Origin of the sequence: Actinomadura sp. NPDC000600 (assembly GCF_040492135.1) — a bacterium.
GTDB lineage: Bacteria > Actinomycetota > Actinomycetes > Streptosporangiales > Streptosporangiaceae > Spirillospora.
Window position 1 is genome coordinate 109,913 of sequence record NZ_JBEUPD010000005.1, and the last position, 13,964, is coordinate 123,876.

A 13,964-nucleotide genomic window follows, 5' to 3' on the forward strand; every position below is an offset into this window, starting at 1 on the left:
GGGCGAACAGGATTAAAGAGCACAATCGTCTGACCGAGCGCGGGAGTTCGCAGGTCAGTGCGCTGTCAGCTCCGCGAGGGCGGTGAGGAGCCGGTCGATGTGCTCCTCGACCGTCCCGATGCCGATGCTCGCGCGGACGGCGCTCCCGTCCTCGCCCAGCAGGTGCCGGACGAAGGGGTGGGCGCAGAACTTCCCGTCGCGCACGCCGATGCCGTGCTCGTCAGACAGCGTAAGCGCCACGTCGCGCGCGTTCCAGCCGTCCACGGTGAACGACACGATCCCGACGCGCGGCGCCCGCTCGCCCCACAGCGTCAGCTCCCGGACGTGGGGGAGCGCGGCCAGTCCCGACCGCAGCCGCTTCACCAGGGCCTCCTCGCGGGCGGCGAGGTCGTCCCAGAACGGCGGCAGCGCCTCGCACGCGGCGGCCAGCGCGACGGCGCCGAGGACGTTCGGGGAGCCCGCCTCGTGCCGCTGCTCGGCGGAGGACGCCCACCGGGTCGTCGCCCCGACCGAGGCGCTGGCGCCGCCGCCCTTGAGATAGGGCTCGGCGGCGCGCAGCCAGTCGGCGCGTCCGGCGAGCACGCCCGCGCCGAACGGCGCGTACAGCTTGTGCCCGGAGAACGCGACGTAGTCGAGGTCGAGCGCGGTCATGTCGAGGGGGCGGTGCGGTACGAGCTGCGCCGCGTCGACCGCGATGCGGGCGCCGTTGCGGTGCGCGACCGCGGCCAGCTCCTCGATCGGCCACAGCTCGCCGGTGACGTTGGACGCGGCGGTGACGACGAGCAGCCGCGGCCCGACCGGGCACGAGCGCAGCGCGCGGTCCGCGGCGGAGAGGGCCTCGGCCGGGGTGGCGGGCGCGGGCACCCGCACGGCGCGCCTCCACGGCAGCAGCGACGCGTGGTGCTCGCTCTCGAAGACGACGACGCTCGTCCCGGCGGGGACGGCGTGCGCGAGCAGGTTCATCGAGTCGGTGGTGTTGCGCGTGAACACCACGGCCGAGCGGCGCCACGCGCCGAGGAACGACCGGACGGTCTCCCGCGCCTCCTCATAGGCGGACGTGGTGACCTGGGACGCGTACCCCGCGCCCCGGTGGACGCTGCTGTAGTACGGCAGTGCGCGGGTGACGGCCTTCTGGACCGCCTCCAGGCACGGCGCGCTGGCGGCGTAGTCGAAGTTGGCGTAGGGGACGCGGTGGCCGCCGCGCACCGGAACCGGGGCGTCCGCCCCGATGACGCGGGGGAGACGGCGAACCCGAACCCCCTCCGGGTGCGTCACAGCAGTCGTGATGGGGGAGCGGGCGAGCAGCGTGGGCATGCCTGGACCTTCCGGGTCAGGGACCCCGGGGCGTCCGTCGGGATCCGCGCTTGCCGGAACGCGGTCTCGCGTCCGGCCAGGTCCTCACCCGGGGCACCCCATCGCGGACGAAGGGTTGCCGGCCAGCAAGCCGGGGCTTGGCGCTGGCGCTCATGACCTCATGCGGAAGTATAAGCGGAGCCGATCGAAGATCAAGGGGAGGGTGCGATGCGGTACGGGGTGGTCGCGACGCTGGCCGGCGGAGCGCTGGTGCTCGGCGCCCTCAGCGGGTGCGGGGCGCTGGGCGGGAACTCCGGCCAGGTGTGCACCGACACGAAGAAGGCGTTCCAGCAGTACGTCGCCCAGGTGCGGAGCGTCCCGGCGGCGGAGCCCGCGCAGTGGCGCCCGGCGACCGAGCAGCTCGCCGGGCGCCTCGACGGGCTGGCGAAGCAGGCCGACGACGCCGACCTGAGCAAGGCGCTGAAGGCGGAGGCCGGCAAGCTCCGCGCCGCCGCCCCCGGCGTCGGCTCCGGCGACGTCTCCCAGCTCGACACCGTGATCAGGGAGACGCCCACGGCCATCGGCAACGCCTGCGACTGAGCATCCCCCGCGCTCCGGGAAGGGGTGCGGGGCGGTCAGCCGCCGGTTCCGAAGCGGCCTAGTGGGCCGCCGCCGGTTCCGCCGCCGTCGCCGGTTCCGCCTCCGGTTCCGCCTCCGTCACCGGTGCCGCCACCGCCGTCGCCGGTTCCGCCGCCGTCGCCGGGCGGCTGCGGCGGGAGGATGGTCGGCAGGTCGGTGGGGGGCGTCGGGGTGTCGGGCCGGTCCGTGGACGGCGGCGGCTCGACCGGCCCGCCCGTGTCCGGCGGCTGCGTCCCGCCCGGGGGGACGTCCTGCGTCGGCCCGCCGAAGCCGCTGCCCGGCGTCTCCGACGGCGACCCGAACGACTCGGGCTCGTAGCCCTTGATGTTCACCGCGTCCGACATGTACGAGCGCCAGATCTGCGCGGGCAGCTGCCCGCCGTACGCGCCGTAGCCGGGGATGTTCAGCGGCTTGCCGTCGCTGCGGAACATCGCGACCGTCGTCGCCATCTGCGGGATGAACCCGTTGAACCAGATCGCGCGGCCCTTGTCGGTGGTGCCGGTCTTGCCGGCGACGTCGCGGCCGTCGGGGAGCTGCGCGCCGGTGCCGGTGCCGCCCTGCACGACCTTCTGCATGGCGTAGGTGGCGTCCCTGGCGACCTGCTGGCTGAACGCCCGCTCGCCCTTCTCGGTGAACTTGCGCTTGTGGTTCTCGTTGTCGGTGACGGACTTCACCACGAACGGCGTCCGGTGCACGCCCTCGGAGGCGAACGTCGAGTACACGCCCGCCTGCTGGACGGGGTGCAGCGAAACGATGCCGAGCGGGAACGTGGCGGCGTCCCGCTGGTCCGGCTTCATCTGCGACGCGGGGATGCCCATCTTCTCGGCCATCGCGGCGATCTTCTTGTTGCCGATGTCCTGGCCGAGGTTGACGTAGGCCGTGTTGATCGAGTGCTCGGTGGCGGTGACGAGGTTCACCGTCCCGAAGTTCTCGTTGCTGTCGTTGTGGATGGGCGCGCCGCGGAAGTACTGCGGGGAGCTGCCGTCGTAGCTGGTGGACAGCGTCTTGCCGTCGTCCAGCGCGGCCGCCAGCGCGATCGGCTTGAACCCCGACCCGGCCTGCGCCCAGTCGCCGAAGGCACTGCTCAGTGCCTCCTCCAGGTAGCCGCGGCCGCCGTAGAAGGCGAGCACCTGCCCGGTGGACGGGTCGACCGAAACCGCGCCGGTGCGGATCTTCTTGCTCATCCCGTTCGGGGCGTTGTTCGAGACGGCCTGCTTCATCGCGTCCATCAGCCGCTTGTCGAACGTCGTGGTGATCTTCAGCCCGCTGCGGTTGATCTCGTCCTCGCTGTAGCCGCGGCGCTCGGTGAGCTCCTTCTTGGCCACGTTCACCATGTAGCCGCGCTGGCCCTTGAGGACGTCGATGATCTTCTCCTTGCCGGGGGCGGGGAAGGTCAGCGAGGCCGCCTGGGACGAGGTGAGCGCCCCGTCCCGGACCATGTTGCCGACGATCGCGCGCCAGCGCTGCTCGGCGTAGGCGCGGCGGGGGCCGGTCGGGTCGGCGAAGTTGCTCGGCTGCTGGATCGCGGCGGCGAGGTAGGCGCCCTCCGCGGGCGTCAGCTTCGAGACGTCCTTGTCGAAGTAGGCGTGCGCGGCGGCCTGCACGCCGTAGGCGTCGCGGCCGAAGTAGATGGTGTTGAGGTACTGCTCGAGGATCCAGTTCTTGTCCTTCTCCTGGCCCACCTTCAGGGAGACCATGATCTCCTTGAGCTTGCGGGTGACCGAGCGGTCCTTGCCGATGCCGCCGTAGTAGTTGCGGACCATCTGCTGCGTGATCGTCGAGCCGCCCTGGAGCTGCTTGCCGGTCGCGGTGGACCACAGCGCCCGCGTGGTCCCCTGGACCGACACCCCGGGGTCGCTGTAGAAGCTGCGGTTCTCCGCGGCGATCACGGCGTCCCGGGTGCTCTTGGGGATCTTGTCGAGCTTGACCGCGTCCCGGTTCACGCCGGTCTTCGCGATCTGCGTCTTGCCGTCGGAGTAGTAGAACGTCGGGCCCTGCGCGATCGCCTCCTCCTGCGGCGAAGGCACCGGCGTGAACAGGTAGGCCACGCCGAACGCGGCGATGCAGAACCCGAGGAAGGCGAGGATCAGGAACAGCGACCGGCGGAAGAACCGCGACCGGCGGCTGCGCGGCTTGCCGGGCCCCTTGCCTCCGCCGCCGCCGGGCCCGGGAGCTGTGCCGGACGGCGGTTCTCCGGCATGGGAGTCGCGCTGGGTCGAGTCGCGCTTGGAGGCGGCGGGCATGGTCTTGGTATCTCCGGTGGTCGCCCCGTAAACACCATCCGGCGCGGCCGCACCTCCGGACGCCGCGACACCCTCGGACACGGCGGCCTCTCCGGACGCCGCAACCCCCTCGGCCGCGCCGGCACCTTCAGCCGCGGCGGCGCTCTCGGAGGAGGTGGCCTCATCGGTTGCTGCGACGTCTTCGGGGCCGGCGAGGCCGTCGGAGGCGGGGGCGGCCTCGGAGGCGGTCAGATCATTGGACGCGGCGGCGCTCTCCGAGGCGGTGGCGCCTTCGGGGGCTGCGGCGTCTTCGGCGGGGGAGACATCCTCAGAGAGGGCGGCGTCTTCGGACGCGGGGGCTTCATCGGCGGGGGCGTCCGTGGTGTTATCCACGGTGGTCGATTCGGCTGAGTCGCCCAGGTCGGTGGCCTCTCCGCGACCCTTGTCGTCGTTCCGAGATATGTCGTCCTCGTCGGCGAATTCGGCGTCCGGGGCGGATTCTCCGATGGCGGGTTCGGAGCCGTTCACATCCGCGGTCAGCGTGGCGGTCGCGCGTCCGTCCGTGCCGGCCGACGCCCCGGCCTCGGTGTCGTGCCGGTCCGCCTGGCCCGTCCCGGAGCGTTCCCGGCTCTCCGGGATCTTCTCGCTGTCGCTCACAACCCCCCCGTGATTAATGCGTTACAGACGATACCTGAGGGAATCCGTGCGGCGGCCGCCCAATGCTCATCCGCGGTCTCCCATAGGAGGACGGGCAATCCGTCTCCCTGGTTGTCGTGACGGATGCCGCAACCGGCGGCCTTTCGGAAAAAAGGCGAGCGGCGGGGACCCATGGGGTGCCCCGCCGCTCCCGCGCACGGCCGCGCCTCGGTCAGCTCACTTGTAGACCTTCGCGAGGACGTCCACCACGAACACCAGGGTGTCGTCGCCCTTGATCTTGGGCGGGCTGCCCTTCTTGCCGTAGCCCTCGTCCGGCGGCAGGACGAGCAGCACGCGGCTGCCGACCTTCGCGCCGGTGAGCCCCTTGTCGAAGCCGGGGATGGTCTGCCCCAGGCCGATCGGGAACGTCGCGGGCTGCTTGTTGTCCCAGCTGGAGTCGAACTTGTCGCCGGACTTCCAGATCTTGCCGGTGTAGTTGACGACCGCCTCGTCGCCCTTGGCGAGCGCGGGCCCGTTGCCCGCGACGAGGGTCTTCGCCACGAGCTTCTTCGGTGCGTCCTCGCCCGGGATCGTCACCTTGGGCTCCTTGCCGGCGCCCTTGTCCTCGACCTTGGGCAGCGACTTGTCGTCCAGCTTCTGCACGGTGCCCTGCGGCTGCTGGCTCTTCGGGACGACCGCCTGGACGTCCATGACGAACAGGATCGCGTCCTTGGCGGAGATCTGCTGCGGGCTCAGCTGGGTGAGCTCCTTGGACGGCGGGAGCTGCATCACGACCCGGCTGCCGGCGGACTTGCCGACGAGGCTCTTGTCGATGTCCTTGAGCCCGCTCTTGCCGACGACGAGCTTCATGGGGCCGCCGCCGCCCTGCTGCTGGTTCTCCTCGTAGGAGGAGCGGACCTTCTCGCTGGAGCTCTTGACCCGCGAGTTCTCCTCGTCCTTGGCCTTCGACCACTTGTAGGTGGCGAACTGGACGAAGACGGTGTCGCCGTCGGCGGCGACGGGGCCGCCGCCCTTGATCGGCGTGCTCACCTTGAGCGTCCTGGTCGGCTCCAGCTTCTTCGGGATCTCGACCTTGGGCTCCTCGGCGAACTTGCCGGTCACCTCGACCTTCGGCCCGGGGCGGCTGACCCACCAGAACACCCCGCCGGAGATCGCGAGCGCGGCGACCACGATCCCGGCGACCATCATCAGCCGGCGCTTCTTGGCCTCCTTGGCGGTCAGCGCGGACGGCCGGTTCAGCCCGCTGCCGCGGCCGGCGCTGATCCCGTGCGGAGTGAACTCGGGGCTGCGGATGCTCTGGGCGTTCGGGATCTTCGCCTTCGCCTTGACCGCCGGCTTGCCCCGGGGCTTGTCATCCTCGGACATGTTTCCTCACTTGCTCCGGGTTCGACGACACCACGAACGTGACCACCCTTCCAGGGCCGGGCTAAGCACAGCGTGAAATCCGGGAGAAGGAGGCCGACCCGCAATCTACCGGCCACACGCAAGGAGCGGTGTCATCTGGCAGGGGACAGGGGAAGCCGCCAGGATATCCCCGCCGACGGCATGACACACGCTTCCACGCGCCCGGGGATGGCAGGGTGGGGGGATGCGCCTCGCGACGTGGAATGTCAACTCCGTCAAGGCACGCCTTCCGCGCCTTCTCGGCTGGCTGGACGAGACGAAGCCGGACGTGGTCTGCCTCCAGGAGACCAAGTGCCGCGCCGATCTCTTCCCCGCCGCGGAGGTAAAGGAGCTGGGGTACGCCACCGCCGCGCACGGCGACGGGCGGTGGAACGGCGTGGCCGTCCTTTCACGGGTCGGCATCGAGGACGTCTCCCTCGGCTTTCCGGGCGAGGCCGGAGCCGAAGACGAGGCCGGCCAGATGGAGCTGAGCGAGCCCGTCCTGCTGGCACCCGAGGCCCGCGCGATCGGCGCCACGTGCGGCGGCGTCCGGGTCTGGTCCCTGTACGCGCCGAACGGCCGCACTCCCGAATCCGCCCATTACGCCTACAAGCTGGCGTGGTTCGCGGGCCTCCGCGACGCGCTCGGGGCCGAGCTGGCCGAGGGGGCGCCGCTGGTCGCCTGCGGCGACTACAACGTCGCCCCCACCGACGAGGACGTCTGGGACCCCGCCGTCTTCGTCGGTTCCACGCACGTCACGCCCGCCGAGCGGCAGGCGCTCGCCGACCTGCGGGCCCTCGGCCTCCGCGATGTCGTCCCGACGCCCATGAAGGGCCCCCATCCCTACACGTACTGGGATTACCGGGCCGGAGCGTTCCACAAGAACATGGGCATGCGGATCGACCTGTTCTACGCGAGCGAGGACGTCGCGGCGCGGGTGGGTTCCGCGTATGTCGACCGGGAGGCCCGCAAGGGCAAGGGCCCCTCCGATCACGCCCCGGTCGTCGTCGACCTCGACTGATCTTCGCGGCGGGCGAGGAAGCGGCGCTTGCCGGCGTCGTCGGACTGGTCGAGGACGGTGAAGCCGTCCGGCAGCAGCGAGGCGGGCTCGCCCGGCTTGAGGCACCATTCGGCGGGCAGGCGCGGGCGGTCGCGCCGGGCCGCCTCGGTGAACGCCTCCCAGGCCAGCAGGCCGCCGGGCAGGACGGCCCCGGCCGCGCGCTCGAACACGGCGCGGTCCCAGAAGCCGGTGCAAAGGACGAGCGCGTACCGGTCCGTGCCAGGCCGCCACTCGCCCAGGTCGGCCTGGACGAGGGTGATCAGCGGCCCGAGCCCGCGCCGCCGCGCTTCGGCGCCGAGGCGCCCGAGGGCGATCTCGGAGATGTCGACGGCGGTCACGGCGCGTCCCGTCCAGGCGGCCAGCAGGGCGCTGCCGGACGGCCCGGACGCGAGGTCGAGCACCCCGCCGTCGGGCATCCCCAGCGACAGCGCGCGTTCCGCGAGCGGGTGGGCACGCGACGGCCCGGAAGCCTCCGCGTACTTCTCGTTCCACCGGAGCCTGTCCGGATGCTCCGCTAACCCCGCCGGCACGTCCTCCATGAGGACGACTCTAACGGCGCTCCGCGATCAGGAGCATGAACATGGCCGTGGGGAAGCCCTTGCGCCACCAGGGGTCGTCCCGCATCTGCTCTTCCGTCGGATGCGGCTCGCGCAGGTCCGCGATGACGAAACCGGCGTCTCGGAGCGTTCCAGCGTAGTACTCCAGCGGCCGGAGCCAGCTTGTGATCATCGAAGGGGATTCCAGGCCGTCCACCATGAACCGCTGGTCGATCCCCCGCGAGGCGAAGTACTGCGACGCCGGGACGCTGCTCGCCGCGCCCTGCTCGGCGTTCTCCACGTAGAAGCAGGGGTGCAGGGTCAGCAGGACCAGCCGCCCGCCGCTCTTCAGGACGCGCGAGAACTCGCCGATGGCGCGGGTCGGGTCCTGGAGGTGGCTGAACAGGTGGTTGCACAGGACGAGGTCGAACTGGTCGTCCTCCAGCGGCAGGTCCTCGACGCTGGCGCGGGTGAAGGTGGTCTTGCCGTCCGGCGACGGGTGCGAGGAGGCCGCGTCGATCAGGCCCTGCGCCGCGTCCACCCCCGTGACGTCGGCGCCCATGGAGGCGAGCTTGCGGGACAGGTAGCCCTCGCCGCATCCCGCGTCCAGGACGCGCCGGCCCGCGCAGTCGCCGACGGCGTCCAGGACGGCGGCGTCGGTCAGCTCGGTCCGGTACCGGTCGCGGCGCTCCCTGATGACCTTGACCCAGTACTCCGCGTTCGCCTCCCAACGCGCGCGCGTCAGATTCGCGATGGCTTGCGCCGTGTCCTCCACCGGCTCCCCATTCTCCAAGGCCTGGTTCAGGCGAGGCCCTTGAGCCGCCGCACCAGCTTTTCGCAGGTCTGTCTGATCCTTCTGTCCCGGCAGTCGGCCCCGCGCAGCTCCAGTGCCTGGATCAGCTCGGGGAGCTTCCCGCCGAACGCCGGGTCGCGCTTCACCGCCAGCGGGATGTACGTCGACGCCAGGTAGTAGACGTAGGCGTCGTTGTAGACGGCGATCTCGCGGAGCACCTCGACGGCCGTGTTGCGCAGCGACAGGGAGCTCGGAAGGGTGAAGTCGCTGCTGATCCGGCCGTCCCTGGTGTAGGTCGGGAACGACCATTCCTCCAGCGCCGCATAGACCGGCGCCGCGTCGAGCTCCTTGCGGTAGCGCTCGGCAAGCTCGAAGTCGTTCGAGCTGATCAGGGAGCCCATCACGACGCCGCGCATCATGAACGCGGCCTGCCGTCCGGGCACCTCGAACCCGAGGTCGGCCTCCAGCTCCCCGGTCACCTTGCTGACCTGGTGCGTGAGGATGTTGAGCGCGAGGATCGAGTGGAACGAGTAGGTCTTGCGGTTCAGCCGGGGGGCCAGGTCGATGGACGAGTCGTACAGCTTCCGCGGGTCGTCCAGAAGGCCCTCGCCGGCCGTGGTGGAGTAGAGCGCCTCCAGCGCGGTGTCCTGCTCGCGCCCCCAGAAGCGGGCGATGAACGACGACGTCTTCTGCGTCGCCTGGCCGCGCATGATGTGCAGCCCGGCCTCCAGCGCGTTCAGCAGGTGCGGCTGCGCGACGGGCGATCTCTCCAGGGCGTCGAGGTTGACGTTGAGGCCCTCGCCGTGCAGGTCGGCGACGAGCCCGTCGCGCCTTTTGCGGAGGGCGTGCGCCATGGAGTACTCGGCGATTCCCGGAACGGACGACATGAGGCTCTGCAGCGACCGGCCGCTGATCCGGTCGAGCCATTCGACGTTGTCCCACAACCGGAAGATCGTGCTTTCGTCGAGTCCGGAGAAGGCCGCAACGTCGGACATGTTCAGCCCCATGTCCTTGGTGATGTCGGAGAGAGACTTCGGCTCGCCGTCCGCTGTCATCACTCGCCCTAGATGTGGCAGTTGCTGGCGCTTCGATCGTAGCGAAGCGCCGCGCGGCCGGGGCGGGCGATCGGCAGATATGTCCGTCCTGTAACCGGTCCAGGCGAGGGCCTCGTCCCGCGCCCGGACAGCGTTTCCCGTGAGAACCGCGGAGGGCATCCGGACCGTCACCCCGGGACGCGCCCGACGCAGCCGACGAGCGGCAGCGGGCGCGGATCGCGCAGCGAGGTGGGCGCCGTGAGCCGGGCCGGATAGGGGGCGAGCATCCGCAGGCTCCCGCAGATGCGGGCGATCTCGTCCTCGCTCCTCGGCCGGAACGGCGTGTCGACGCCCTCACGCGGCCCGGAGACCGCGTCCAGCTCGGGCGACCGCACGGCGTGGCTGATCACCACGTGGCTGCCCGGGGGGAGGCCCGCCGCCAGCGCGGCGACGATGCCGGCCGGGTCGTCCTCGTCGGCGACGAAGTCCAGGACGCCGAGCAGGAAAACCGCGACGGGCTCGGAGAGGTCGATCAGACGCCGCAGCCCGGGGTCGGCGAGCAGCGCGGCCGGGGCGCGGACGTCCCCGGCGAAGGCGCCGGTGCCGTCGTCCACGGCGAGCAGGGCCCGCGCATGCGCGAGGACCATCGCGTCGTTGTCGACGTAGGCGACCCGGCAGGCCGGGTCGGCCCGCCGGACGAGGTCGCCGAGGTTCTCGGCGGCGGGCAGCCCGCAGCCGACGTCGACGAACTGCCGGAGCCCGGCCTCCCCGGCGAGCAGTGCGGCGGCTTGGTCCAGGAAGCCCCTGTTCGCCTGGACGAGCCGCAGCACCACCGGGCAGCTGCGCAGGGCACGCTCGGCGGACGCGCGGTCCGCGGCGTAGTTGTCCTTGCCGCCGAGGAGGTAGTTGCACATCCGGGCGACGCTGGCGGACGACGTGCTGAGCCGGATCCCGCCCCCCGGAGGGGACGGTTCGGTCCAGCCGGCCGGTCGCAGCGCCGCCCCCGGGGTCACGGCAGCCGCCATCCGTCCCGGACGCCGATGCCGAACCAGAACACGGAGGTCCCGTTCCGGCCGCGGCAGGTGCCGTAGTCGGTCGCGAGCGCCTTCATCAGGGTCATCCCGCGCCCGCCCGCGGGCAGCGCCTCGTCCACCGGGCGCGGCTGCCCCGGGGAGGCGGCGCCGCCGTCGGTGACCTCGACCCGGACGTACCGGTCGACGTGCAGGACCGACACCGTGATCGTCCCGTCCCGGCGGGGCCGCGCGTGCAGCACCGAGTTGGTCATCGCCTCACTGGTCAGCAGTTCCAGGTCGCCGAGCTCGGACCGGTCGGCGCCGAAGTGCTGGCCGACGAGCTCGCGGACGTAGGAGCGGCCGAGCCGCACGGCGGGCGGCGTGGCGGCGAGGTCGATCTCGCCGATGAGGCGCCCTGACGATTTGCCGTTGTTGTTCCAGGCGGACGGGATCCCGACCTCCAGCGAGGGAGCGGGAGCGGGCACCAGAAGGGGCCCTGACCATGTGTCTGATGCGTTCATGGCGGCGTTGGTTTCACGTCTCCGTGTCGGGCTGTAAGCGAACATGTGCTCTTCGGCCAAGTCGATGTCGGACGTGGAAGTGAAACAACACACACTCTTACGCAGCCCCGAGGGGCAGTCACCAACGCTTGCGCGCGTGCAAGGGCCTTGCCGCACCCTGGGACGCGTCACGCCCCGTCCATGATCCGCCACAGGCGGCTTCTTACCTGCCCAGTCAGGGAGCCCGGGGCGGTCTGAAAACCCGCCCGGCGTCAGCCGCCGGGCCTGCGGCCCCAGACGGAGATCAGCGGCGCCAGGGTGAGGTCGAGGCGGCCCGCGCCTTCAGGCGATCAGTTCTGGCAGCAGGGTGTCGCGGAGGTTCGCGAGGGTCGCGCTCTCCGAAGCGGCGGCCTCCGCCCGCTTGGCCAGCGCACCGGCGAGGCGGCCGAACGCGCGCGCGGGGCCGTCGCCGGGCCAGGGGACCGGGAAGGCCGCGATGTCCTGCCACCTGGCGCGGGGCATGCGCGTGCCGTCGCCGACGGCGCAGGCGTGCGCCACGACCTCGTCGCTGGCCAGGGCGGCGAGGAGCCAGCCCCGGCGGGCGTCGCCCTTCGGGCGGACCACGAGGATGTCGGTCGACGCGACGCCGTCCACGAAGGCGAGCCCCACCTTGTGGAAGACGGGCCTGAGCTTGCCGAACAGGACGTCGCCGGCCTCGAAGCGCCGTTTCGCGCTGGTGACGCCGGACGCGTCGGTCCAGGTCGAGAGCCACATGTGCCGCTTCGGCATGTGCTCCAGCGCGATGTAGTTCTCGTCCCGCCCGATCCGGTGCGGCGGCGCGTGGCGGCGCACCAGTTCCCCGAGTTCGCCGATCGGCACGGCGGATTCGGCCGCGGCCGCCGCCACGTCGTAGCGGGCGCGGACCAGCGCGTCCCCGCAGGCCGCGATGCGCCCGTTCACCGCGATCTTGTCGTCGAGGGCGCCGAGGACGGACGCCGCCGCGTCCTGCTCCGCCCGGCTCGGCCGCCGGACGGTGAGGCCGTTCAGGATCGCGTGGGTGAGCAGCGGCTGCCCCGAGCCGATGCGGTACCGGTTCAGGCCGAGCCGCTTGAGCAGGTAGTAGACGTAGCGGGGGTTCACCCCGTCCTTCGCCGTGGCGATGATGGCGTTGTCGGTGACCCAGCACCGCTCAGGGCTGTAGTGGACGGCCCCGCAGTAGGTCCCGACGCGCCCGACGACGGTGGAGCCGGGCCCGGCGTTGAACCGGCCGGACGTCCCGATGACGCCGTTGGCGCCGAACGTCCGGTAGCAGGTGCCCGCGGCGGGGTGCGACCGGCCGTTGGAGAACGTGACGAGCTCCCCCAGCGCCACGTCAGCCATCGGACCGCCGGTCGCGGAGGCGCCCCAGCTCGTCCCGGACGACCAGGTCGAGGCGCGCAGACTCCTCGAAGTGCGTGAAGAGCTCCTTGGTGAGCCGCTCCACCCGGTCGGCCGCGGGCTCGTCGCCGCGGTCCGCCTCGGCGGCGCCGACGTAGCGCCCCGGCGTGAGGACGTGGTCGTGCGCCCTGATCTCGTCCAGCCCCGCCGCGTGGCAGAAGCCGGGGACGTCCGCGTGGTCGTGGCCGCGCCAGGCCCGGTACGCGCCGGCGATCCGGGCGATGTCGGCGTCGGTGAGGATCCGCTCCGTGCGGTCGACCAGCGTCCCCATGTCCCGGGCGTCGACGAACAGCACCTCGCCAGGCGCGCTTTTGCTCTTGTCGAGGAACCAGAGGCAGGCGGGGATCTGGGTGCTGCGGAACAGCCGGTCCGGCAGCGCGACGACGCACGAGACGAGATCGGCCTCCACCAGCGCCGCGCGGATCTCGCCCTCGCCCGAGTGCCGGGACGACATCGAGCCGTTCGCCATCACGACGCCCGCACGGCCCCGCGGCCCGAGCTTGGCCACGATGTGCTGGATCCAGGCGAAGTTGGCGTTCCCCGCCGGCGGGACGCCGTACCGCCAGCGCGCGTCGCTGGGGTCGCGGTACCAGTCCGACATGTTGAACGGCGGGTTGGCGAGGACGTGGTCGGCGGCGAGCCCGGGATGGGCGTCCTCGTAGAACGTGTCGGCGCACCGGACGTCGCCCGCGATCTCGTGGATCGCCAGGTTCATCCTGGCCAGCCGCCACGTCCGCTCGTTCGCCTCCTGCCCGTGGACCGCGATGTCGCCCAGCCGGCCCCGGTGGCTCAGGACGAACCGCTCCGCCTGCACGAACATGCCGCCGGAACCGCAGCACGGGTCGTACACCCGTCCCCGGAACGGCTCCAGGACCTCCACCAGCAGCCTGACCACACCCGCCGGCGTGTAGAACTCGCCGCCGCGCTTGCCCTCGGCCCGCGCGAACCGCTCGAGGAAGTACTCGTAGACCTCGCCGAGCACGTCCCGGGCGGGCCGCCCCCCGAACCGCACCTGGCCGATGAGCTCGACCAGCTCGCCGAGGCGCCGCTGGTCGACCCGGGCGAAGATCTGCGGGAGCACGCCGTCCAGCGACGGGTTGGCCCGCATGACGGCGCTCATCGCCGCGTCGATCCGCTCCCCGAGCCTCTCGGACGCGGGGGAGAGGTCCGCCCAGCGCGCCCCGGCCGGTACCCGGAAGGCCCCGTCGCCGGACGAGTCGGACACGTACTTGAGGAGGACGAGCCCGAGGACGAAGTCCTTGTACTGCGCCGCGTCGACGGATCCGCGCAGCTTGCCGGCGGCCTTCCACAGGACGTCGTCCATCCGCGTGACTTTAGCGCCAGGTCCGGCACGCCGTCGGGACGCCGTTGGTGGACGGGGCGCCGGCGCGGTGCGA

12 protein-coding genes and 1 riboswitch are annotated in these 13,964 nt (G+C 71.8%); of the genes, 2 read left to right on the forward strand and 10 right to left on the reverse strand.

The genetic code is table 11. The features are described from left to right. Positions 1-54: 54 nt before the first annotated feature. Positions 55-1,314, reverse strand: a complete 1,260-nt coding sequence (locus tag ABWI07_RS09510) for an aminotransferase class V-fold PLP-dependent enzyme (RefSeq protein WP_353818241.1) — start codon at positions 1,312-1,314, stop codon at positions 55-57. A 41-nt stretch (positions 1,315-1,355) separates the two neighbouring features. Further along, positions 1,356-1,472, reverse strand: a riboswitch (SAM riboswitch). A 49-nt stretch (positions 1,473-1,521) separates the two neighbouring features. On the opposite strand from ABWI07_RS09510, the gene ABWI07_RS09515 reads away from it, so the two are divergent. Next, positions 1,522-1,893: a DUF8711 family protein gene (locus ABWI07_RS09515; protein WP_149262651.1), complete on the forward strand. Its 372-nt coding sequence runs from the start codon at positions 1,522-1,524 to the stop codon at positions 1,891-1,893. A gap of 35 nt (positions 1,894-1,928) precedes the next feature. Here ABWI07_RS09515 and ABWI07_RS09520 read toward each other — a convergent pair whose 3' ends face one another. Next, positions 1,929-4,811: a transglycosylase domain-containing protein gene (locus ABWI07_RS09520; RefSeq protein WP_353818242.1), complete on the reverse strand. Its 2,883-nt coding sequence runs from the start codon at positions 4,809-4,811 to the stop codon at positions 1,929-1,931. Positions 4,812-5,027: 216 nt separating this feature from the next. Then, entirely contained in the window at positions 5,028-6,176 is a 1,149-nt protein-coding gene (locus tag ABWI07_RS09525) for an FKBP-type peptidyl-prolyl cis-trans isomerase (protein WP_149262652.1), read from the reverse strand. A gap of 223 nt (positions 6,177-6,399) precedes the next feature. Here ABWI07_RS09525 and ABWI07_RS09530 point away from each other — a divergent pair, with 223 nt between their 5' ends. Beyond that, a complete protein-coding gene (locus tag ABWI07_RS09530; RefSeq protein WP_353818243.1) occupies positions 6,400-7,215 on the forward strand; it encodes an exodeoxyribonuclease III in 816 nt (271 codons plus the stop codon). Here ABWI07_RS09530 and ABWI07_RS09535 read toward each other — a convergent pair. The 7 genes from ABWI07_RS09535 to ABWI07_RS09565 form a co-directional block, all read right to left on the reverse strand. Further along, positions 7,185-7,793 carry a methyltransferase domain-containing protein gene (locus ABWI07_RS09535; RefSeq protein WP_149262654.1) on the reverse strand — a complete coding sequence of 203 codons (609 nt, stop codon included), beginning with the start codon at positions 7,791-7,793 and terminating at the stop codon, positions 7,185-7,187. The two genes, ABWI07_RS09530 and ABWI07_RS09535, sit on opposite strands and share 31 nt — an antisense overlap. Positions 7,794-7,803: 10 nt before the next feature. Further along, positions 7,804-8,565, reverse strand: a complete 762-nt coding sequence (locus tag ABWI07_RS09540) for a class I SAM-dependent methyltransferase (RefSeq protein ID WP_353818244.1) — start codon at positions 8,563-8,565, stop codon at positions 7,804-7,806. Positions 8,566-8,591: 26 nt separating this feature from the next. Continuing rightward, positions 8,592-9,638, reverse strand: a complete 1,047-nt coding sequence (locus tag ABWI07_RS09545) for a hypothetical protein (protein ID WP_160161090.1) — start codon at positions 9,636-9,638, stop codon at positions 8,592-8,594. 167 nt (positions 9,639-9,805) lie between these two features. Next, the gene (locus ABWI07_RS09550) at positions 9,806-10,642 is read right to left on the reverse strand and encodes an SAM-dependent methyltransferase (protein ID WP_149262655.1); all 837 of its coding nucleotides are present in this window, start codon (positions 10,640-10,642) and stop codon (positions 9,806-9,808) included. Continuing rightward, complete coding sequence (locus ABWI07_RS09555) at positions 10,627-11,115, reverse strand: ATP-binding protein (protein ID WP_353818245.1); 489 nt, start codon at positions 11,113-11,115, stop codon at positions 10,627-10,629. Before ABWI07_RS09555 ends, ABWI07_RS09550 begins: the two co-directional genes overlap by 16 nt. 357 nt (positions 11,116-11,472) lie before the next feature. Beyond that, entirely contained in the window at positions 11,473-12,510 is a 1,038-nt protein-coding gene (locus ABWI07_RS09560; RefSeq protein ID WP_353818246.1) for a restriction endonuclease subunit S, read from the reverse strand. Continuing rightward, positions 12,503-13,891: a type I restriction-modification system subunit M gene (locus ABWI07_RS09565; RefSeq protein ID WP_353818247.1), complete on the reverse strand. Its 1,389-nt coding sequence runs from the start codon at positions 13,889-13,891 to the stop codon at positions 12,503-12,505. Before ABWI07_RS09565 ends, ABWI07_RS09560 begins: the two co-directional genes overlap by 8 nt. Between the last annotated feature and the right edge of the window lie 73 nt (positions 13,892-13,964).